Source organism: Afifella sp. H1R, assembly GCF_021462425.1.
Lineage (GTDB): Bacteria > Pseudomonadota > Alphaproteobacteria > Rhizobiales > Afifellaceae > Afifella > Afifella aestuarii.
In genome coordinates this window covers 460,659-480,893 of sequence record NZ_JAKEDY010000001.1, presented here as the reverse complement: position 1 = coordinate 480,893, position 20,235 = coordinate 460,659, and the positions used below count along the sequence as shown (strand labels likewise).

The window sequence follows — 20,235 nt, the reverse complement described above, 5'->3', positions numbered from 1 at the left end:
TCAGGAGGCCGTCTTCTGGCGGCCGATCCGCTCCGCGCTTTCCTTCAGGGCCAGCAGCACCGTCTCGCGGCGGGCATCGTCGAAGCGCGTGATCAGCCCGGAGATGGCGAGCGCGCCGCGCAAATTGCCGTCGGGACTGAAGACAGGGACGGCGATTGCAGCGATGTCGGAATCGCGTTCGCCCAGAGAGACCGCGTGCCCCGCCCGCCGGATCTCCCGGTACCGAGAATCCTCCTCAGTCCAGGCAAGGAGAAGGTGGGACGCCGCCCCCGCCGTCAACGGCATACGCGCGCCTTCCACGATGTGGTGACGAATCGCGCGGTCCGGCTCATGGCGATAAAGGCAGACACGGCTGTCACCGTCGCGAACGTAGAAGGATGCCGTCTCACCGATCGTCTCGGCCAGACGACGCAATTCCGGGCGGATGAGGTCTGCAGCGGTGAAATTCTGCCGGTACCGCGCCCCTAGCCGCCACACCGTCGCGCCGAGCCGATAGCGCCCATCGGGCTGGCGCGCGATGTAACCGTAACGCTCCAGCGACACGCAGAGCCGCAGGATCGTGCTCTTGTAGAGGCCTGTGCGGCGCGCGAGCTCCGCAAGCGTGAGCGTCAACTCTCCCTCATCGAAACAGGCCAGGATGCGGAAGGCGCGCTCGACCGCTTCCACGCCGCGCTGGCCTGCATCGTCAGAAACACCGTTCTCAACCGTTGTCACGATTGTCTTCCCCTCTTGCCGCTATACAATCGTTCTGCTACGTTGAATATACGTTCTGCTTGACAGAACGCAAGAACAATGAAGAACGATCCGGAGGACGTCGGCCCAACTTGCGGAATTGATTCCGCACGTCCCGCTATCCCTCTGATCGAAAAGGAGACGCCATGCTCCGGCCCCTCGCCGGTATCCGCATTCTCGACCTGACGAACGTCCTCGCAGGTCCATTCTGCTGCCATCAGCTCGTGCATTTCGGTGCGGAGGTGATCAAGGTCGAGGCGACGGGTCGCGGCGACCTTGCGCGCCAGCTCGGGGCCGATCCCGAGCTCAATGCCCGCAACATGGGCATCTCCTTTCTGGCGCAGAACGCCGGCAAGAAATCCGTCACCGTCAACCTCAAGGACGAGCGCGGCAAAGCCATTTTCCGCCGCCTGGTGGAAAGCGCCGATGTCCTCGTCGAGAATTTTCGTCCCGGCGTCATGGAGCGGCTGGGCGTCGGCTATGAGGCGCTCAAGGACGTCAACCCGCAGCTCATCTACTGCGCCATCTCCGGCTTCGGGCAGAGCGGCCCCTGGATCGGACGCCCCGCCTACGACCAGATCATCCAGGGCGCGTCCGGCGTCATGTCGATCACCGGCGACAGCGATTCGGGCCCGTTGCGCGTCGGCTACCCGATCGCAGACACGATCGGCGGATTGACCGCGGCCTTTGCAATCGCAGCTGCCCTCAATGCCGAAGAGCGCGGCGCGTTTCTCGATGTTTCCATGCTCGAAGCGACGATCGCCACCATGGGCTGGGTCGTCTCGAATTATCTGATCGGCGGCGTCGAGCCTTCGCCGAAAGGCAACGAAAACATGACGTCTGCCCCTTCCGGCTCGTTCCAGGCGCAGGACGGGCTTCTCAACATCGCGGCCAACAAAGACGAGCAGTGGCAGCTCTTGGCCCGCCATCTTGGACGCGAGGACCTGCTTCAGGATCCGGATTTCGCCACCCGCGAGAAGCGCAAGGAGAACCGCGTTCGTCTCAAGGCTGAGCTGGAAACGGCACTGACACGACGTCCCGCGCGCGACTGGGTGCGCGAATTGAACGAGATCGGCGTCCCGGCGGGTGCCGTGATGAGTGTCCCGGACATCCTGGCGCATCCGCAGATCGCCGAAAGAGGAATGCTCGGGACTTTCCAGAACGTTCCAGGCGTCGGGCGCGACATCACCGTCATCCGCACCGGCATCAAGATGAGTGGCGAGGTTCCGAGCGTCGACGCGCCGCCGCCGCAACTCGGCGAGCACAACCAGGAAGTCTATGGCGCTCTCGGTCTGCCGGAGAGCGAGATCGAGACGCTTCAGAAGGAAGGTGCGATATGAGCGACGTGTCCGATTGGTGGCGCACCTCCATCATCGAGATGGAGCCGGGCAAGATCAGTTTCCGCGGCTACCCGGTCCAGGACCTCATCGGCCAGGTGAGTTTTCCCGAGATGATCTGGCTCATGACGCGCGGCGAACTGCCGGGCCATGACGAGGCGGCCCTATTTGAGGCGGCGCTCGTCGCGGCCGTCGATCATGGGCCTCAGGCTCCTTCGATCGCGGCGGCTCGCATGGCCGTCACCTGTGGCCTGCCCTTGAATGGCGCCATGGCGTCCGCAGTCAATTTCCTCGACGACGTGCATGGTGGCGCAGGCGAGCAGGCCGTCGAACTCTACCACATGATCGACGACGCCGGCGGGCCGGAAAAGACGGCCGATATCCTGGACCGCTGGCAAGCGGAGCGCAGCCGTTTCGTGCCCGGCTTCGGCCACCGCTTTCACAAGCCGGTTGATCCCCGCGCGCCCCGCCTTCTTGGGCTCGTCGACGAGGCAGCCGCGGCCGGGACCGTTTCCGGACGCTTTGCGGAGATCGGTCGTGCAATTGAAAAAACGCTGACGGAGGCGAAGAGCAAGCCCGTCCCGATGAACATCGACGGGGCAACCGCCGTCATCTACGCCGAGCTCGGCTTCCCAGCACCTCTTGCCAGAGGGCTGTTCTGCCTGTCACGTTCCGTCGGCATTCTCTCCCATGCCTGGGAGCAGATGTGTCAGGGCGGCCGCAATAAGGGCCCGACACCACCAGCCTATCGCTGGACCTTCGACGGAATGGCTCCGCGCGAAGTGCCGGCTTCCTATCGCAGCCAGAAGCTGCGTCAGAATGGTCAAATCAGGGAGGATTCATGACCATGTCATTGCGTCGTTTGCTTGTACTTGCTCTGCCGCTGGCCTTCGCCACGGCCACGCTGAGCGACCGGGCGTCGGCCTTCGAGCCGTCGTCGACCGAATGCATCGCCCCCGCCAATCCCGGCGGCGGCTGGGACTTCACCTGCCGTCAGGTCGGCAAGACCATGCAGGATCTGGGCTTCATCCCGGGTACGATGAAGGTCACCAATCTCGCCGGCGGATCGGGCGGCGTCGCCTTCGCCGAAGTCGTCAACAAGCGCAATGACGACAACAACCTCATCGTCGCAGCCTCCTCGGCAACATCGAGCCGCCTCGCCCAGGGCGCCTATCCCGGCGGCGACATGGATCAGGTCCGCTGGCTCGCCTCCGTCGGCGCCGATTACGGCATCATCGCGGTCGCCAAGGATTCGAAATTCAACACGCTTCCCGAACTGTTCGACGCCATCAAGGCCGACCCCTCCTCGATCGCGGTTTCAGGCGGCTCGGCCGTCGGCGGCTGGGACCATCTGAAAGTCCTGATCGCAGCCAAGCGCGCCGGCATCGATAAGCTGCGTCAGATCAAATACGTCGCGTTCGAGGGCGGCGGCGAAGCGGTGACCCAGCTTCTCGCCGGCTCCGTTCAGGCCTTCTCCGGCGACGCATCAGAAGCGAAGGGCTTCGTCGATTCCGGCGACATCAAAGTCCTCGCTGTCCTCGCTCCGGAACGCCTGCCCGGCGATTTCTCGAAATTCCCGACCGCCAAGGAACAGGGCATCGATGCCGTCGGCGCCAATTGGCGCGGCTTCTATGCCCCGGGCGGCATGTCGGACGAAGCCTATGATTGGTGGGTCGAAACCATCGGCAAGACCTACAAATCCGACGAATGGAAGAAGATCATGGCCTCCAACGGCCTTGCCCCGCTGGATCTTCAGGGCGAAGACTTCGAGAAATTCGTGGCTGAATCCGTCGCGGAGATCAAAGAGCTCTCCCAAGAAATCGGCATCATCAAGTGACATCGCGAAGGGCCGCGCCGGACCTCGGCGCGGCCCTCCTCGATAACGGGGAGAGCTTATGAGCGATCGGATACTCGGCGTGATCGGCGTTGCGCTTGCCGCCTTCTATATCTGGCAGGCGACGCTCATCCAGGAAAGCTTCATGTCCGATCCGGTCGGACCAAAGACGTTTCCGATCATCATCGGCGTCATTCTCGGACTTTCCTCCATCTATTTCATCATCAAGCCCGATCCCGAACCGCAATGGGCGAGCTTCGGGCGCACGATGGAAGTGCTGTTCGCCGCCGCGGTGCTCTTCGGTTACGCCTATGCGCTGCCGATCGGCGGCTTTGTCCTGACGACCGCCATCACCGCAATGTTCCTGTCCTGGCGTCTCGGCGCGGGGCCTGTGCAAGCGGCAATCGCAGGTGCCACCATTTCGGTCGGCATCTACGTCCTTTTCGGCCTCGTCCTCGGCTTGTCGCTCGCGCGCGGCCCCTGGGGCTTTTGAGAAAGCGGAGGATTTTACGATGGACGCACTCTCCTCCCTTGCCGACGGTTTTGCCGTCGCTCTCACCTTTCAGAACCTGCTCCTGGCGCTCCTCGGCTGCTTTCTCGGCACGATCTTCGGCGCTCTGCCAGGATTGGGGCCCTCGAACGGCGTCGCCATTCTCATTCCGCTCGCCTTCACGCTCGGCCTGCCCGCAACGCCGGCTCTGATCCTTCTGACCAGCGTCTATTACGGCGCCATGTATGGCGGGCGCATCTCGTCGATCCTGCTCAACATCCCGGGTGACGAGCCGGCGCTGATGACGACGCTCGACGGCTATCCGATGGCCCAGCAGGGCAAGGCCGGTGAGGCGCTCGCACTTTCCGGCATCGCCTCCTTCGTCGGCTCGTTCTTCGCGACCTGGGGGCTCGTCTTCCTCGCCCCACAGCTCGTCAAGGTCGCCCTCCTCTTTGGCCCGGCGGAGTACTTCGCCCTCTTCACACTGGCCTTTGCCACGCTCGGAGGGATCGCCAGCCGCAATCAGGCGAAGGCCGCCTTCTCCGCAGCCCTCGGTGTCGGCATCGCCATGATCGGCGTCGATGCCCAGACGGGCGTGCCACGCTTCGCTTTCGGCGAGGTGCATCTTTACGACGGCATCGATTTTCTGGTCGCGATCGTCGGCCTGTTCGCCGTCTCTGAGGTGTTCATCTTCCTGGAACACCGCGGCGAAGAAGCTCATGCAGAGGGCGCGAGCAAGCTCGTCAATCGCGTCACCGCGCCGCTTTCGATGCTCCGTAAGACCGCCGGCACGATGGGCCGCTCGACCGTTCTCGGCTTCCTCGCCGGCGTCCTGCCCGGGGCCGGTGCATCGCTCGGCTCGTTCATCGCCTATTCGGTGGAAAAGCGCGTCTCCGACCGCAAGGGCACCTTCGGCAAGGGCGACCCTCGCGGCGTTGCGGCGCCAGAAGCCGGCAACAACGCCGCCGCCGGTGGCGCCCTCGTGCCGATGCTGGCGCTCGGCGTTCCGGGCTCGGGCACGACGGCCGTGCTTCTCGCCATGCTGCTCGCCCTCAACATCACGCCGGGGCCGCTTCTCTTTCAGTCCAATCCGGATGTCGTGTGGGGCCTGATCGCGGCACTGTTCATCGGCAACATCATCCTGCTGATCATGAACATCCCGCTCGTCTCTCTGTTCGTGCGGGTTCTCCTCGTGCCGCCGAAATACCTCATGCCGGCGGTCGCGATGATCGCGTTCGTCGGCGTCTACGGCATTTCCGGCTCGACCTTCGACCTCGTCGTCATGGTTCTCTTCGGGCTCGGCGGCTGGTTGTTGCGCAAGCTCGACGTGCCGCTGGTGCCGGTGATCCTCGGCGTCCTCCTCGGAGGGCAGATGGAGGTCAACCTCCGCCGCGAGCTGACGATCTCCAACGGCGACTGGTCGGCGCTCGTCGATTCGTGGCTGTCGATCACGCTCTGGGGGCTCGCGATCGTCGGCTTCATCCTGCCGATTCTCGTCGGCTCGTTCTTCCGCACCAATGTCGGCAAGGGTCGTTCGCGCGAAAGCGACGATCCGGATTGATCGGTGATTTCTGCGCGGCAGAGGCTCGTTTCGCGCAGCCCTGCCCCGCCTGACGGCGACTTGCCCAGGCTTTTTCGACACGCCACCTGAAGACGGGGAGCGGACAATCGCTCCCGTCTTTAGTTCGTCACGGGGAAGCCGCCGTCATGTCTCAAAGAACGCCGCGACCGCATGAGTTCAAGCTCGCCAGCGTGCCGGCCTTCTGGCCGGTCGCCATGGCGTCCGCTCTCGTCGAGGATGAAGCGGAGCTTTATGCCCGCAACGTCAAATTCATCGAGGAAGAAATCAAAATCCATCACGAGCTGCGGCCGCAGCTTGCGACGGAGAATCGGGTCCGCCTCGAGCTTCGGACCATGCATCTGCGCGATTACGGACGCGAAGAAGGGCGCCCGACGCTCGTCGTCGCCCCGTATGCCGGGCATAGCGCCATGATCGCCGACTATCACAAGGGCCAAAGCCTCGTCCAAACGCTGCTGGACGGCGGCATCGCCCATGTCGCCCTGACGGACTGGACCTCGGCGCCCCCCGACATGCGCGACTTCGAGGTCGACAATTATCTGGAAGAGCTGCTCGTTGCGATCGACGATCTCGGCGGCTCCGTCGATCTCGTCGGGCTCTGTCAGGGTGGATGGGCATCGGCCATGATCGCGGCGCGCTTTCCAGAGAAAGTCAACAGCCTCGTTCTTGCAGGCGCGCCGATCGACACGGATGCCGGCGACGGCCCCATCAAACGCATGGTGCAGGCCTCTCCCCTGTCCTTCTACCGCGAACTCGTGGAACTCGGCGGCGGCCTGATGCTCGGCCGCTTCATGCTACGCGGCTGGAAGAACATGCATCCGGCCGAACATTACATCGACGAGCACATCGAGCTTTGCGAGCACATCGACGACCCGGCCTATCTCGCCAAACGCGAGACCTTCGAGAGCTGGTATGAAAACCCGATCGACCTGCCGGGACGTTGGTATCTCCAGGTGATCAAAGAGATCTTCAAGGAGAACCGCTTCGCCAAGGGCACCTTCGTCGGGCTCGGGCGGCCGCTCAAGCTGAGCGATATCAGCTGCCCGGCCTATCTCCTTGCCGGCGCCGCCGACGACATCACCACACCGGAGCAGGTGCTGGAGGCCGATCGTCTCCTTGGAACGCCCAAGGACGCGATCGTGAAGGAGACGGTGCCGGGCGGCCATATCGGGCTTTTCATGAGCGCGCGCACGCTCTCGCAAACCTGGCCGAAGATTGCGAGTTGGATCCTTCGCGCCTCCGACAGGTCATCCGCCACCTGACCACGCCCATTCGCCAGGACGGCAGCACCTCCCCGCCGCCTATTTCAACACCTCGACGAGCACGCTCGACAGGCCCGGAAAGGCGGCGATGAGGATGAGGCCGATGAGACTCGTGATCAAAAACGGCACGGCGCCGCGCGCGATCTTTTCCAGAGGCAGCGACGTCATATTGGCCGCCACGTAGAGATTGATGCCGACGGGGGGCGTGAAGAGCCCGATCGCCAGATTGACCATCACCAGGACGCCGAACCAGACCGGATCCCAGCCGAGCTCGCGCATGACCGGCAGGAAGATCGGCAGCGTGATGAACATGATGGTGATCGCATCCATGAACATGCCCGCGATCAGGAGGATGAGCATGATGACGATGAGAATGACCCATTGCTGGTCGCTCAGACCGAGAAGCACGGTCGAGTATTTGCCGATGAGATCATCGACCGTCACCACCCAGCCGAAGAGGCTCGCATAGGCCACGACGAGCATGACGACGGCCGAGGATGCCGCAGCTGCGGACAATGCCTCGTAGAGCGTCGCAAAGCTCAAGGTGCGGTAGACGAGGCCGCCGACGAAGAGCGCATAGACGGTCGCCACGATCGCCGCTTCGGTTGGCGTGAAGATGCCGGAATAGATGCCGCCCAGGATGACGAGCGGTGTCATCAGACCCCAGAAGGAATGCAGGAAGGAGCGCCACAGCCGTCGGCCGTACGGAAGCTCCGAAAACGCCTGCGGCATCAGGCGCTCCAGGCTCGGCGGCATCTCGTGCGCATCCACTTTCGGCACGAAAGGCAGAGCGACGAGCATCAAGAGCCCCATGACGAGGCCCGGGATGATCGCTGCCGTGAAGAGGTCCGAAATCGAGGTTTCGGCGATGACGCCGTAGATGACGAGACCGATCGAGGGTGGAATGACGATGGAAAGTCCCGCACCGGCACAGACGAGGCCGGCCGCAAAAGCTCTCGGATAGCCATCCTCGGCCATGCCGCGCACGATCAGCGGGCCGATTGCGGCAACCGATGCCGGCCCGGAGCCCGAGACCGCACCCCAGAAGAGGCAGACGACGGTTCCGACAAGGCCCATGCCGCCCGGCAGGCCGCCCACGAGGATGCGGAAAAAGGCGATCATACGCTCGGCAATGCCGAGGGAGCCCATGAGGGTGCCGGCGAGGATGAAGAACGGAATCGCCAGCAGAGAGAATTTGGCGATCCCGCTCGCGATGAGATCGCCCGCCATATCGAGACCGAAGCCGATCGCCCACATCGCATAGACGGCGGAAAGCCCGAGGGCGAACGCGACCGGCACGCGCAGGAACAACAGCACGAAGAACAGGATCACCATCTGCGTGCCGGCATCGAGGTCAAACATCGGCGACGACCTCATGCGTGTCACCGCGCCAGCGCTCGAAGGCATGCTGAATGTAGCGGATAATGACGAGCGCGAAGCCGAAAGGCAGCGCCACGCTGTAGTACCAGGCCGGGATCTGCAGCGCGTAGGAGCGCACACCACTCTCGAACTGGTTCGCGAAAAGCTGCCAGGTGAACCAGGCCGACATCGCGAGGAGAGCGACGGAGAGGACGCTCGACAGGACGAGGATCGCCCTCCGAACCGGCCTCGGCACGGCATCGTAGAGGATGGTCACGGCAAGATGCTCGCCGTTGCGTGCGGCGATGGCCGCGCCGAAAACCGTCAAAAGCAGAAAGCCGTTGGTGAGGAGCTCTTCCGTCGATGCGAGCGAATAGCTGGTCAGATAGCGCACGACCACATTGGCGAAGCCGAGGGCCGTCATCGCAAGAAGGATCACCGCGCAGACGATCTTCTCCGCTTCGCGCAACAGGAACGACACGAAACCTCCTCAAAGGCTGAACGTGCAGGCGGGCACAGACACCCCGCCTGCACGAGCGATGCCTCAGTTCGACTGAGCGATGGTGTCCTGGAAGCTCTTCACGAGATCCTCGCCCACCTTCTTCGACCAGGTGTCGAAGGCCGGCTTGGTCGCCTCGCGGAAAGCGTCGATCTCTTCGGCGTTCGGCTCGTAGACGTCCATGCCCTGTTCGCGCAGGAATTCGACGCCCTTGGCCGTGCCTTCACGGCTGATTTCCTTCTGGTACTCCATCGCCTCTTCGGCGGCCTTCTTCACCGTGGTCTTGGTCTGGTCGTCCCATGAATCCCAGAGCTTCTCGCTGACGCCGAGGAAAAGCGGGTCGTAGGAATAGTGCCACGTGGTCAGGTATTTCTGCACCTCGTAGACGCGCTGCGGGATGATGACGGCACCGATCGGGTTTTCCTGGCCGTCGACCACGCCCTGCTGCAGAGCCGGAAACGTCTCCGACCATTGCATCTGCTGCGGGTTGGCGCCGAGCGCCTGCATCACGTCGATGTACATCGGACCCGAGACGCGCATCTTGAGGCCCTGCATGTCCTCCGGCGTCTTGATCGGGCGGACATTGTTGGTCACTTCGCGGAAGCCGTTCTCGCCCCAGGCGAGAGCGATGATACCGTGCTCTTTCAAGATCTCTTCGATCTTCTGCCCCGGCTCGCCGCTCGTCGTGGCGTCGACCGCGTCATAGTCCGAATAGAGGTACGGCAGCGAGAAGACCGCAAGCTCCGGCACAAGCGGCGTGACGTTGATCGCGGAGGTCAGCATGAAGTCGATGGAGCCACGGCTCACCATCTCCGTCTGCTTCATCTGGTCGCCACCGGCGAGCTGCGCATTCGGGAAGATACGGACTTCCATCTTGCCGTCGGTCGCCTCACCCAGAAGCTCGTTGAACTTCTCGGCGCCCTTCTGCCAGGTCGTCGTGTTGCTGGTATTTTGCGACAAACGATAGGTTTCGGCCGAAGCCGGCCCCGCCATCGCGGCAAGCGTGGCGGAAAACAGCGCAATCGCGCCAATCTGCGAAATTTTCATTTTCTTCCTCCCGGTTTCGCCTCACCAACACGAACGATTTTTCGGCAAAGCGCTCTTTGGTGATCGAAAAATCCATCTGAGGCCGCGCACAATACGGATGAGCGAGCGCCACGCAATGCCGTAAACGCCTCACCCGCTGCGCGAAAGGCTGCGCAGAGGCCAACGCCTCGTCCCGCACAGCTCTGGCGAGCAGCGCGCATCAGAATTCGTTCGAGAACATGGGGGAAAAGGTGTGGTGGGTCCGGCAGGACTCGAACCTGCAACCAAGCGGTTATGAGCCGCCGGCTCTAACCAATTGAGCTACGGACCCAGACAGGCGTCAGGTACGCGATTGCCCGGCACCGGGCAAGCCGGCGCGACACAGCAGCCCCAAAAAGAGCCGCATTCGGCAGGCATTCGCACGGGCCACCGATTCACGCACCCCGGAGAACCGACATGCCGACCAGACGCCTTATCGCCCCGGCCCTCGCCCTCTCGCTCGCCGCATTCGCAGCACCGGCGCTCGCACAGGATGGGCCGGACCGCCCGCAGATCAACGTCTCCGGGAACGGCGAGGCATTCGGCACGGCGGACATGGCCGTCGTCACGCTCGGCGTTTCCGAACAGGCGAAGAGCGCGCAGGAGGCGCTTCGCGCCAATTCAGAGGCGATGACGAAGGTCACGCAGGCGCTGAAGGACCAGGGCATCGCCGACCGCGATCTGCAGACCTCGGGCTTCTCCATCCAGCCGGTCTACGAGCAGCCGCGCCCAGGTCAGGCTTCGGAGCGCAAGATCGTCGGCTACCGGGTCGACAACCTCCTCACGGTCCGCATCCGCGATCTTGAAAGTGCCGGCTCGACGCTCGACAAGGTCGTGGAGCTCGGCTCCAACCGCATCCAGAATCTGTCGTTCACCATCGACGACCCGAAGCCGCTCGAAGAAGAGGCCCGCAAAAAGGCGGTCGAGGACGCGCGTGCCCGCGCCGAACAGCTCGCCGAGGCGGCCGGAATCACCCTCGGGCCGATCCAGTCGATCTCCGAACAGAGCTATGGCCGCCCGCAGCCGAAGATGATGGCGATGGCGCGCGCGCAAATGGACGAGGCAGCGGTGCCGCTCGAAGGCGGCGAAGTCTCCGTCGAGGTCCAGGTCAACATGGTCTGGGGGATCGAGGAGTAACCAGCTCTTCCGAGATCTCAACGAGAGCGACTGCAACGAAAAAGCCCGGCACGATGGCCGGGCTTTTTTGTTGTCTCTGGCCTTGGAGGCTCAGCTGTCCAGGAAGCTCCGGAGCTTCCGGGAGCGGCTCGGATGCTTCAGCTTGCGGAGCGCTTTCGCCTCGATCTGGCGGATGCGTTCGCGGGTCACAGAAAACTGCTGGCCGACCTCCTCGAGCGTGTGGTCGGTGTTCATGCCGATGCCGAAGCGCATGCGGAGAACGCGTTCCTCGCGGGCGGTCAGCGAGGCCAGCACGCGGGTCGTCGTCTCGCGCAGGTTCGACTGGATCGCCGCATCGATCGGCAAAATGGCGTTCTTGTCCTCGATGAAATCGCCGAGATGGGAATCTTCCTCGTCGCCAATCGGCGTTTCGAGGCTGATCGGCTCCTTGGCGATCTTCAGGACTTTTCTGACCTTTTCGAGCGGCATCTGCAGCTTCTCGGCCAGCTCCTCCGGGGTCGGCTCGCGGCCGATCTCGTGCAGCATCTGGCGCGAGGTGCGAACGATCTTGTTGATCGTCTCGATCATATGGACCGGGATGCGGATCGTGCGTGCCTGATCGGCGATCGAGCGGGTGATCGCCTGGCGGATCCACCAGGTCGCATAGGTGGAGAACTTGTAGCCGCGGCGGTACTCGAACTTATCGACCGCCTTCATCAAGCCGATATTGCCTTCCTGAATCAGATCAAGGAATTGCAGGCCTCGGTTCGTGTATTTTTTGGCGATCGAGATGACGAGCCGGAGGTTCGCCTCCACCATCTCCTTCTTCGCCTGCCGGGCTTCGCGCTCGCCCTTCTGCACCTTGTGGACGATGTTGCGGTACTCTGAGATTTCGAGTCCGGTGCTCGCCGCAAGTTCCTGAATTTCCGTACGAATGCCGTGGATCTGGTCCTTGCCGTTGGCAACGAAATCGCGCCAGCCCGGCGAGGTCAGACGCGCCACGCGGCGAATCCAGTGCGGGTCGTGCTCGTTGCCGCGGTAGTGCGACAGGAATTCCATGCGGTCGACGCCATAGCCCTCGGCGAGGCGCATCAGCCTGGTGTCGAGAGACACGAGACGCTTGTTGATGTCGTAGAGCTGCTCGACCAGGGCGTCGATGCGGCCCTGGTTCAGCGACAGCGACTTCACCTCGGCAACGATCTCGTCACGCAGCTTCTTGTAGCGGCGCTCCTGCGGCGGGGTCAGCGCCCGGCTCTGCATGTCGTTTTCGACAAGCGTGTCGTGCAGTTTTCTGAGGCGCTTGTAATTGTCCGCGATGGTATCGAAGGTCGCGAGCACCTGCGGCTTGATCTCCGCCTCCATGGCGGCAAGCGACAGATTGTTCTCGTAATCGTCCTCGTCCTCGTCGCTCTCCTCACCGCCTTCGGTGGCTTCCCCGGCCTCGGCTTCCGCCCCGCCCGTGGCCTGACCCTGCGCGGGATCCGGCGCCTTGGCATCGGGCCCGGCATAGGTCGCTTCGAGATCGATGATGTCGCGCAGCAGCGTATCGCCGTTGTTGATCTCGTCGCGCCAGATGATGATGGCCTGGAAGGTGAGCGGGCTTTCGCAAAGCCCTGCGATCATCGCCTCGCGGCCGGCCTCGATGCGCTTGGCGATGGCGATCTCGCCCTCGCGCGACAGGAGCTCGACCGCCCCCATCTCGCGCAGATACATGCGCACGGGGTCGTCGGTGCGATCGGACGGCTCGCGCTTGGTCGTCTTCTTCGTGACGGCGGTCGAACCGGCCTCCACGAGATCGCGGCCCTCCGATTCATCCTCTTCTTCCGCCTGCGGCTCGTTCTCTTCCGCCTCGTCGGCTTCCACCACGTTGATGCCCATATCGGAAAGCATCGACATGGTGTCCTCGATCTGCTCGGAGGTCACCTCCTCCGAGGGAAGGACGGAGTTGAGCTGATCGACCGTGACATAGCCGCGCTTCTTCGCCTCCTTGATCATGCGCTTTACAGCGGCATCTGAGAGATCAAGAAGCGGGCCGTCGCTGTGCTGGCCGTCGCGCGTCTCGTCCTTGGTTTCGGTCGTCTGGGGCTGGTTCGCTGTCGTCATTGATCCGTCGTCTCAGCGGTGCGATGGTCAATCGCCCGTGCTATCGCTGTCGAGGTTGCGTTCCAAACTAAGGGCTGCACCGTAAAGCGCCACTTAACCATGGCCCGCTTTATCGGCAATTTGTTTTTCTCGAACGCTCGACCGCTCGAACAAACTTTGCCCGCCTCAACGGCGAGCCTTGAAGGGATGAAGGAGAACGGTTTCCGTCTGCTCGTCTTCAAAGGCACGATGGCGGAGCCGCAGATCTTCCTCTTGTATATCCTTCAACCGGGTTAAACTGGCCTCAATCGTCTCGTTAGCAAGATCACGTGCTGCCTCCCGGCGCTCGTTAGATAGAGTTGTGGTGCGCAGACGCAAGAGGGCCGCATCGTCCCAAATGGCTGCGGCTTTGAGAGAATCTCCGCCCGGCCCCAGATCGGCAAGGCCTGAAGTGGCAAGCTTGCGGCCGATTGTCTCCACCACCGCCGAATGCCCTTTTGTCTTCAGGCGGTCAAGGAGTGCGCCCGCGCTCAGTTCGGGCTCTTCGGACAAAGCCAAAGCGATGGTGCCGGCAAGCTCAGAAAGTGCCGCATCCGTGAAAGGAATGCGGCCGAGCATTTCGAGCCTCTCTTCGGCGAGCTGCGGATGCGCCAGAAACGTGCCGACCAGGATGGCGTCGGAAAGGCCGATCGCCGCCCCTGTCCGCCCCCCGCCACGCACAAGCGCCGTCGACAGAAGGCTGGTCGAGGCTTCGCCCAGCGCCTCGGGCGGCATGAAGCGACCGCCCCGGCCGGCGCCTTGGCGTCGTCCTCCGCCAAAATTCTGGCGGGCCGTGCGGCCCTGCTTCGCGCCTCCGCCGCGGCTGCGACGGCGCTCAAACAGACGGTCGCGATAAAGCTGCTCGTAGTTGCGGCGGACATCGGCATCGCCGATCTGCGCCACCGCGTCTTTGAGCGCTTTCTCGGCGCCGGCGAGACGCTCCGGCGTATCGAGCGGCCCGCGCTCCATCTCCCGGCGCCAGAGCATGTCCGCAAGAGGGTTCGCCTGATCGAGAAGAGAAGTGAAAGCATCCGATCCCGAAGCCCGGATGAGGTCGTCCGGGTCCTGCCCTTCCGGCAGGAGCGCAAACAACAGGCTGCGTCCAGGCTTCAGATGCGGCAAGGCAAGATCGATCGCCCGCGCGGCCGCCTTGATGCCGGCCTGGTCGCCATCGAAGCACAGGATCGGCTCTTCGGCCATTTGCCAGAGAAGCTGCAGTTGTTCTTCCGTCAAAGCCGTGCCGAGCGGGGCAACGGCGGCTTCGAAGCCCGCCGCCACCAGCGCCATCACGTCGATATAGCCTTCGACGGCGATCACCTTCTGCCCCTTGGCGCTCGCGGCCCGCGCCATCTTGCCGTTGAAGAGAACGCGGCTCTTCGAAAAGAGCGGCGTCTCCGGCGAATTCAGGTACTTGGCCTGCGCGTCCGACGACAGGGCCCGTCCGCCAAAGGCGATGACACGGCCCCGGAAATCGAGGATCGGGAAGATGATGCGATCGCGGAAGCGATCGTAGCTCACCGGAATGTCGTTGCCGGCGATGACGAGGCCGGCCTCCGCCATCTCCTCCGGCTTCACCCCCGCTTCTGCGAGATGATTTTTCAGCGCATTGCGAGAGGACGGCGCAAAGCCGAGGCGGAAGCGGTTTTGGATGTCCTGTCCGAGGCCGCGATCGCGCAGATAAGCGCGCGCCCTGGCGCCATCTTTTCCGGCGAGATTCGCCTCGAAAAAGGCAGCCGCCTTCTCCATCACCTCGACGAGGCCCATACGGCGGGCTTGGCGCGCCTCCTCGCGCGGGTCGGGATCGGGCAGCTTCAGTCCGGCATCGGAGGCAAGTTGCTCGACCGCCTCGGGAAACGTCATCCCGTCGAGCTCGACCAGAAAGGTGAAATGGTCGCCAGACACGCCGCAGCCGAAACAATGATAGCGACCCCGACGATTGTCGGCGTGGAAGGACGGCGTCTTCTCGCCGTGAAACGGACAGCACGCCCAGTAATCGCCGCGAGATGGCAGCGATTTGCGCTTGTCCCATGACACGCGCCGACCGACGACGTCGGAGATCGGGATCCGGCTTCGGATCGCGTCGAGGAAAGATGGCGGGAAACGCATCCTGCCCTCTTAGCACAGCGGCGGGAAACGCGGCAGAACAAATGGCATGAGCGCCGCGCCCTCCCCGCTACTCACAGTTTGCGCCGGCACCGCGGGCTTCAGGCCTACATCTTCTCCTTGATGCCGGCGCGGATCAGCCACCAATTCACGGGATAAGCGGTCATGAAGCCGAAGATCATCGCGATCTGCATCATGAACCAGAACTCGACGCTCGTCACTTCGAGCTTCACGCCGAGGACATGCGCGAAGATGTAGAAATGGGCGATAGCCATGAATCCGTACATGCCGACCTGCCAGGCCGTGAGCGAGAGCGCATCGGCTTTGACGGCCTGGATGAGCCCCTGCACCGGAGAGAGGTTCCGCATCGGCTTGATGGTGAAATACTGGAAGGCCACGCCGAAGCCGAAGGCGAGGATATAATCGAGGATCCAGACGGCGAAGATTTTCTCCGAAAAGATCGTCTGCCAGCCGAGCCAGACGGCGACGGTCGGAAACAGAAAGGCGATCCACTCGGCGCAGATGTCGCCAAGGGTGCAACCGGATCCACAATGGCTGGTGCCCTTGCCGACCATCACGGGAAATGGCGTCAGGCGCTGGCTCGGCGGTGTTTCGTTCGCCTGCATCGCCGCATGCATCTTCTCATGCGTCGCGAGCCGCCCGTAGGTGAAATAGGCCCAGAGCGCGATGAGTGAGGCAAAGAGGGCGAGCGCCGGCCAGACGATGTTCATGATCCACATATGCTGTGGATGGCGGCTCTCATCGACGGCGATGACGAGAGCGCAGACGAAACCGAGAAGCAAAGACGCAATTGCAAGAATATGGAGCCAGGCTGGAACCATTGTCACATCCCAATCGTGTTGCTGGAGTATCGGGTTTTCCAACAACCGATTGGCGGACGAGTTCCGCCGGGAAGCCACGCATCCCTGGCGCGTCAGGCCCGTTTCGAGGGCGAGAGCTTCACGCGCCAAGATCGGCGCGTGAAGGTTCTCACGGGTCCTCTCAGGAGCTCAGAATGTCCTTCACGACGGAGCTCGCCCGGGCAAAGTCCATGCGCCCGGAATAGCGTTCCTTGAGCGTGCCCATGCATTTGCCCATGTCGCGAAGGCCCTGAGCGCCCACATCGCCGACCACGTCCCGGCAGGCGCTCTTGAGCTCGTCGTCATCCATCTGCCGCGGCAGAAACGAACGGATGACCTCGATCTCCTTGCGTTCCTGCTCGGCGAGGTCGAGGCGGGCGTTCTCCTCGTAGATCTTGGAGGATTCCTCACGCTGGCGGATCATCTTGGTCAAGATCGACATGATCTCGTCGTTGGAGACGCCGTCCTTGCCTTTCGTCCTCGCCTCGATATCGCGGTCCTTGATGGCCGCATTGATCAACCGCAGCGTCGTCATGCGCACGCGGTCCTGTTTCTTCATGGCCTCTTTCAGGCCTTCGCTGATCTGATCGCGGATTCGATCAACCATGGGTCACCCCTTCGATGCGTCGTCAGACGCCTCAGATAAAATGAGAAGTGAAGTCTCGGCGGTCGGCTGTGGGTCTCATGTGGGTCTCAACCATCCTCGCGTTGACGCGACATGATCCGCCCACTACGTATCGCGCGCTGCCCCAGCGCGCCATAGAGGCCGTCGATATAGACACTCGCAGCGGGGACGCAAGAGAGCGCAAGCTCCACCTGTTCATGCTGACCGTCGGATCCGTTCATGACCGCCACTTCCTGGCCCGAAAGCAAACCCACCGCCTGCCTCGTCCTCGCCGACGGCACCATCATCGAAGGCGAAGGATTGGGAGCAACGGGCAAGTCTTCCGGCGAAGTCTGCTTCAATACCGCGATGACCGGTTATCAAGAGATTTTGACCGATCCCTCCTATGCGGGACAGATCATCACATTCACCTTCCCGCATATCGGCAATGTGGGCACGAACGACGAAGACGTAGAGACGGTGAACATGGCACGCAATTCCGGTGTCGCCGGCTGCGTCTTGCGGGCACCGATCACGGCTCCGTCCAACTGGCGTGCGGCGAAAAACCTCGATGCGTGGCTGAAGGCTCGCGGCATCCCCGGCATTGCGGACGTCGACACCCGTGCCCTCACCAATCGCATCCGCGAAAACGGCATGGCGAATGCCGTCATCGTCCACGATCCCAACGGCAATTTCGATTACGAGGCGCTGAAAGCGGAAGCGGCCGCGATGCCGAAGATGGACGGGCAGGATCTCGTGCCGGGCGTCACCTCGGGCCAGCGCTACGACTGGAACGAAACGAGCTGGAAGCCCGGCCAAGGCTATGGACATCGCGAGGACGGCGAGTGCCACGTCGTGGTCGTGGATTACGGCATCAAGCGGAACATACTGCGCCTCCTCACCGAAGAGGGCTGCAAGGTCACCGTTCTACCGGCGACGGCAACGGCGGAGGATATTCTGTCCCTCAATCCGGACGGCGTTTTCCTCTCCAACGGTCCGGGCGATCCGGCTGCGACGGGGACCTACGCGGTTCCGGCGATTCGCAGCGTCATCGACAGCGGGACACCGACATTCGGCATCTGCCTCGGCCATCAGATGATGGGCCTCGCGCTCGGCGGGAAGACGGCCAAGATGCATCAGGGCCATCACGGCGCCAATCATCCGGTCAAGGAGAAGACCACGGGCAAGGTGGAAATCGTCTCGATGAACCATGGCTTCGCGATCGATCGCGACAGCCTGCCGCCCGAGGTGGAAGAGACGCATGTCTCGCTGTTCGACGGCTCCAATGCCGGCCTGCGCCTGAAGGGCAAGCCGGTCTTTTCGGTGCAATACCACCCGGAAGCCTCGCCTGGCCCCCAGGACAGCCACTATCTCTTCCAGCGCTTTATGAATCTCGTTCGCGAGAACCGCAAAGCCCGCACGGACAAAACGCCGGCTTAAACCGCCGGCATCCGGCAGACCGGCTCTCCGATGCCGGTCTCAAATCGAGGTAACCTCTGAGCGTGCCCGCTTCTTCACAAAGAGGAAGCGCAGGAGCTTGCGTGCAAACCAGGAGACGCCGCCGAGAAGCGAAAGCCCGGCCAAAGCCCAGACAGCCCCCGCGGCTGTCACGGGAACGGCCGGCTCGTAGATCTGCCAGGCGCCTTGCACGATTTTCTGGTCCGGATTCCTGAAGACGATCATTGGTCGCATCAAGGGCTCTGCTAGCTCCAGCTCCGCCTGCTGACGGCTGAGCGTCGAGAAGCGTGCGAGAAGACGCTTCATCGAGAGCCCGCGATCCTTGAGAAACGCTTCGGGCGACTGGGCGTAAAGCGCCACCGCCTCGTCACGATCGAGGCCGTGGCGGCGGACGTCCTCGTCGAAATCCGCCACGACCTGCCGCATTTCATCGACCGCGCCGCCCAGGCGCTGGCGATATTGCTGAGCGAATTCCGGTGCCTGCGAGCCCGCAAGACCTCCAGCCAGCGCGAGGCCCAGCACGGCCGTGCGGCCCGCAACGCTCATCCTTCCGCCTCAAAGCGTCGAAACGCTGAAAGTATCGCAGGCATCAAGATCTCCCGATTGGTAACCCTGGCGGAACCAGCGTCGCCGCTCCTCTGACGAGCCATGATTGAAAGCCTCGGGCACGACATAGCCTTGCGTGCGCTTCTGGATCATATCGTCGCCGATCTGGGTTGCCGCATTCAGCGCCTCGTCGAGATCGCCCTCCTCGAGCAATCCCTTGTCGCGCGTCCGGTTCGCCCAGATGCCGGCGTAGCAATCCGCCTGAAGCTCGACCCGCACAGACAAAGCGTTGCCGGCACGCTCGCTCATGCCCTGACGCATCTCGTTCACTTTCGAGAGAACGCCTGTCAGGTTCTGCACATGATGGCCGACCTCATGCGCGATCACATAAGCCTGCGCGAAATCGCCGGGGGCGCGAAAGCGGCGCTTCAGCTCTTCGAAAAACGACAAATCGAGATAGAGCTTTCGGTCACCCGGACAATAAAAGGGCCCAGCCGCCCTGCCCGCCAGACCGCAGGCGGAGCGAACGGAATCGTTGAAGAGAACGAGAGTGGGTTCGGGATAGTCGGCCCCCGCCTCGCGGAAAATGTCGCCCCAGACGTCTTCGGTTTCGGCAAGCACTGTCGCCACGAAATCATCCACTTCCGTTCGGGTGGAGGCGACGTTTCCTGAAGGAGAGCGCTGTTCGCTCGAGATCTGTCCCTGGCCGGTCTCCACCTCGCGGAGGAGTTCCATCGGATTGATGCCGAAGACGAAGAAAAGGATTGCGGCCACGATCAGGAAGCCGATGCCGCCGCCGGCACGTCCGATCGGCAGCGAGCTTCGCCCGCCGGTTCGATATTCGATATTGCTCGACTGACGCCGACCCCGCCACCGCATCCGATGCTCCGTCCGTTTCTGCGACGGGAAAAGAAACGGAGATGGCCGGCGGTTCCGTCGCCTGAAAGCAAAAACGCGGCCAGGGGAGCCGCGTTTTTGTTCATCACACTTCTTTACAGCGCAATCGCCGTGAGAAACCTCAGCTGAACCAATGGCCTACACGTTTGAACAAACGTGCCACGCCACAGTTCAGAGTCGCGTAGCGATGCATATCCACGCGATCGTAACCCAGGCGAGCCCGCTGCAGGACGATGTCATTCAACATCTGTGAGCCCTCCTCTGACAGGTTGCGTCTGGCGGCATGTTAGCCGCCAAAAGGAGCACTATTTGCGCCTTCATCGTGAATATGTGCACATTGTGCGCATTTGTCAAACAAGAAATGCACTTTTTG

At 62.8% G+C, this 20,235-nt stretch carries 19 protein-coding genes and 1 tRNA gene; 8 read left to right on the top strand and 12 right to left on the bottom strand.

Annotated features, from left to right (window positions below):
• Complete coding sequence (locus L0F51_RS20100; protein ID WP_234627761.1) at positions 1-714, bottom strand: IclR family transcriptional regulator; 714 nt, start codon at positions 712-714, stop codon at positions 1-3.
• 164 nt (positions 715-878) lie between these two features.
• Between L0F51_RS20100 and L0F51_RS02245 the strand changes: the two genes are divergently transcribed.
• The 6 genes from L0F51_RS02245 to L0F51_RS02220 all read left to right on the top strand — a co-directional run bounded on the left by L0F51_RS02245 (position 879) and on the right by L0F51_RS02220 (position 7,234).
• Positions 879-2,072: a CaiB/BaiF CoA-transferase family protein gene (locus tag L0F51_RS02245; RefSeq protein ID WP_234627760.1), complete on the top strand. Its 1,194-nt coding sequence runs from the start codon at positions 879-881 to the stop codon at positions 2,070-2,072.
• Positions 2,069-2,914: a citryl-CoA lyase gene (locus L0F51_RS02240; RefSeq protein WP_234627759.1), complete on the top strand. Its 846-nt coding sequence runs from the start codon at positions 2,069-2,071 to the stop codon at positions 2,912-2,914. The genes L0F51_RS02245 and L0F51_RS02240 overlap by 4 nt, the downstream gene beginning before the upstream one ends.
• Positions 2,911-3,906 carry a Bug family tripartite tricarboxylate transporter substrate binding protein gene (locus L0F51_RS02235; RefSeq protein WP_370642291.1) on the top strand — a complete coding sequence of 332 codons (996 nt, stop codon included), beginning with the start codon at positions 2,911-2,913 and terminating at the stop codon, positions 3,904-3,906. The genes L0F51_RS02240 and L0F51_RS02235 overlap by 4 nt, the downstream gene beginning before the upstream one ends.
• Before the next feature lie 58 nt (positions 3,907-3,964).
• Entirely contained in the window at positions 3,965-4,396 is a 432-nt protein-coding gene (locus L0F51_RS02230; protein ID WP_092815077.1) for a tripartite tricarboxylate transporter TctB family protein, read from the top strand.
• Between the two features lie 19 nt (positions 4,397-4,415).
• Positions 4,416-5,954: a tripartite tricarboxylate transporter permease gene (locus L0F51_RS02225; protein ID WP_234627758.1), complete on the top strand. Its 1,539-nt coding sequence runs from the start codon at positions 4,416-4,418 to the stop codon at positions 5,952-5,954.
• A gap of 146 nt (positions 5,955-6,100) precedes the next feature.
• The gene (locus L0F51_RS02220) at positions 6,101-7,234 is read left to right on the top strand and encodes an alpha/beta fold hydrolase (protein WP_234627757.1); all 1,134 of its coding nucleotides are present in this window, start codon (positions 6,101-6,103) and stop codon (positions 7,232-7,234) included.
• Positions 7,235-7,273: 39 nt separating this feature from the next.
• On the opposite strand, the gene L0F51_RS02215 is transcribed toward L0F51_RS02220, so the two are convergent.
• The 4 genes from L0F51_RS02215 to L0F51_RS02200 all read right to left on the bottom strand — a co-directional run bounded on the left by L0F51_RS02215 (position 7,274) and on the right by L0F51_RS02200 (position 10,449).
• Positions 7,274-8,596 carry a TRAP transporter large permease gene (locus L0F51_RS02215; RefSeq protein WP_234627756.1) on the bottom strand — a complete coding sequence of 441 codons (1,323 nt, stop codon included), beginning with the start codon at positions 8,594-8,596 and terminating at the stop codon, positions 7,274-7,276.
• The gene (locus L0F51_RS02210; RefSeq protein ID WP_234627755.1) at positions 8,589-9,074 is read right to left on the bottom strand and encodes a TRAP transporter small permease; all 486 of its coding nucleotides are present in this window, start codon (positions 9,072-9,074) and stop codon (positions 8,589-8,591) included. The genes L0F51_RS02215 and L0F51_RS02210 overlap by 8 nt, the downstream gene beginning before the upstream one ends.
• Positions 9,075-9,137: 63 nt before the next feature.
• On the bottom strand, positions 9,138-10,139 hold the full coding sequence (locus L0F51_RS02205; protein WP_234627754.1) for a DctP family TRAP transporter solute-binding subunit: 1,002 nt from the start codon (positions 10,137-10,139) through the stop codon (positions 9,138-9,140).
• 233 nt (positions 10,140-10,372) lie between these two features.
• Positions 10,373-10,449, bottom strand: a tRNA-Ile gene (locus tag L0F51_RS02200).
• A 125-nt stretch (positions 10,450-10,574) separates the two neighbouring features.
• Here L0F51_RS02200 and L0F51_RS02195 point away from each other — a divergent pair.
• Positions 10,575-11,294, top strand: coding sequence for an SIMPL domain-containing protein (locus L0F51_RS02195; RefSeq protein WP_234627753.1), 720 nt, complete (start codon positions 10,575-10,577; stop codon positions 11,292-11,294).
• Positions 11,295-11,384: 90 nt separating this feature from the next.
• Here L0F51_RS02195 and rpoD read toward each other — a convergent pair whose 3' ends face one another.
• From rpoD to L0F51_RS02170, 5 genes are all read right to left on the bottom strand, one after another.
• Positions 11,385-13,376, bottom strand: a complete 1,992-nt coding sequence (rpoD, locus tag L0F51_RS02190) for an RNA polymerase sigma factor RpoD (RefSeq protein WP_234627752.1) — start codon at positions 13,374-13,376, stop codon at positions 11,385-11,387.
• 165 nt (positions 13,377-13,541) lie between these two features.
• Positions 13,542-15,500, bottom strand: a complete 1,959-nt coding sequence (gene dnaG / locus L0F51_RS02185) for a DNA primase (RefSeq protein ID WP_234627751.1) — start codon at positions 15,498-15,500, stop codon at positions 13,542-13,544.
• A gap of 104 nt (positions 15,501-15,604) precedes the next feature.
• A complete protein-coding gene (locus tag L0F51_RS02180) occupies positions 15,605-16,339 on the bottom strand; it encodes a DUF4396 domain-containing protein (RefSeq protein ID WP_234627750.1) in 735 nt (244 codons plus the stop codon).
• A gap of 160 nt (positions 16,340-16,499) precedes the next feature.
• Positions 16,500-16,964 (bottom strand): GatB/YqeY domain-containing protein, encoded by a 465-nt coding sequence (locus L0F51_RS02175; RefSeq protein ID WP_128293839.1) that lies wholly within the window; start codon positions 16,962-16,964, stop codon positions 16,500-16,502.
• Between the two features lie 86 nt (positions 16,965-17,050).
• Entirely contained in the window at positions 17,051-17,203 is a 153-nt protein-coding gene (locus L0F51_RS02170; protein ID WP_234627749.1) for a hypothetical protein, read from the bottom strand.
• Between L0F51_RS02170 and carA the strand changes: the two genes are divergently transcribed.
• Positions 17,202-18,401, top strand: coding sequence for a glutamine-hydrolyzing carbamoyl-phosphate synthase small subunit (gene carA / locus L0F51_RS02165; RefSeq protein ID WP_234627748.1), 1,200 nt, complete (start codon positions 17,202-17,204; stop codon positions 18,399-18,401). The genes L0F51_RS02170 and carA overlap by 2 nt on opposite strands.
• Before the next feature lie 39 nt (positions 18,402-18,440).
• Here the strand turns inward: carA and L0F51_RS02160 are convergent, their stop codons facing one another.
• Positions 18,441-18,965, bottom strand: coding sequence for a DUF2937 family protein (locus L0F51_RS02160; protein WP_234627747.1), 525 nt, complete (start codon positions 18,963-18,965; stop codon positions 18,441-18,443).
• A gap of 9 nt (positions 18,966-18,974) precedes the next feature.
• Positions 18,975-19,844, bottom strand: a complete 870-nt coding sequence (locus L0F51_RS02155; RefSeq protein ID WP_234627746.1) for a neutral zinc metallopeptidase — start codon at positions 19,842-19,844, stop codon at positions 18,975-18,977.
• Between the last annotated feature and the right edge of the window lie 391 nt (positions 19,845-20,235).

What these genes read in the sequence shown, in the direction of transcription:
- L0F51_RS02175 (WP_128293839.1), bottom strand. Translation starts at nt 16,964, where the DNA reads ATGGTTGATCGAATCCGCGATCAGATCAGCGAAGGCCTGAAAGAGGCC.
- L0F51_RS02155 (WP_234627746.1), bottom strand. Translation starts at nt 19,844, where the DNA reads ATGCGGTGGCGGGGTCGGCGTCAGTCGAGCAATATCGAATATCGAACC.
- L0F51_RS02205 (WP_234627754.1), bottom strand. Translation starts at nt 10,139, where the DNA reads ATGAAAATTTCGCAGATTGGCGCGATTGCGCTGTTTTCCGCCACGCTT.
- rpoD (WP_234627752.1), bottom strand. Translation starts at nt 13,376, where the DNA reads ATGACGACAGCGAACCAGCCCCAGACGACCGAAACCAAGGACGAGACG.
- L0F51_RS02240 (WP_234627759.1), top strand. Translation starts at nt 2,069, where the DNA reads ATGAGCGACGTGTCCGATTGGTGGCGCACCTCCATCATCGAGATGGAG.
- carA (WP_234627748.1), top strand. Translation starts at nt 17,202, where the DNA reads ATGACCGCCACTTCCTGGCCCGAAAGCAAACCCACCGCCTGCCTCGTC.
- L0F51_RS02215 (WP_234627756.1), bottom strand. Translation starts at nt 8,596, where the DNA reads ATGTTTGACCTCGATGCCGGCACGCAGATGGTGATCCTGTTCTTCGTG.
- L0F51_RS02170 (WP_234627749.1), bottom strand. Translation starts at nt 17,203, where the DNA reads ATGAACGGATCCGACGGTCAGCATGAACAGGTGGAGCTTGCGCTCTCT.
- L0F51_RS02225 (WP_234627758.1), top strand. Translation starts at nt 4,416, where the DNA reads ATGGACGCACTCTCCTCCCTTGCCGACGGTTTTGCCGTCGCTCTCACC.
- L0F51_RS02195 (WP_234627753.1), top strand. Translation starts at nt 10,575, where the DNA reads ATGCCGACCAGACGCCTTATCGCCCCGGCCCTCGCCCTCTCGCTCGCC.
- L0F51_RS02230 (WP_092815077.1), top strand. Translation starts at nt 3,965, where the DNA reads ATGAGCGATCGGATACTCGGCGTGATCGGCGTTGCGCTTGCCGCCTTC.
- L0F51_RS02245 (WP_234627760.1), top strand. Translation starts at nt 879, where the DNA reads ATGCTCCGGCCCCTCGCCGGTATCCGCATTCTCGACCTGACGAACGTC.
- L0F51_RS02180 (WP_234627750.1), bottom strand. Translation starts at nt 16,339, where the DNA reads ATGGTTCCAGCCTGGCTCCATATTCTTGCAATTGCGTCTTTGCTTCTC.
- L0F51_RS02220 (WP_234627757.1), top strand. Translation starts at nt 6,101, where the DNA reads ATGTCTCAAAGAACGCCGCGACCGCATGAGTTCAAGCTCGCCAGCGTG.
- L0F51_RS02160 (WP_234627747.1), bottom strand. Translation starts at nt 18,965, where the DNA reads ATGAGCGTTGCGGGCCGCACGGCCGTGCTGGGCCTCGCGCTGGCTGGA.
- dnaG (WP_234627751.1), bottom strand. Translation starts at nt 15,500, where the DNA reads ATGCGTTTCCCGCCATCTTTCCTCGACGCGATCCGAAGCCGGATCCCG.
- L0F51_RS02235 (WP_370642291.1), top strand. Translation starts at nt 2,911, where the DNA reads ATGACCATGTCATTGCGTCGTTTGCTTGTACTTGCTCTGCCGCTGGCC.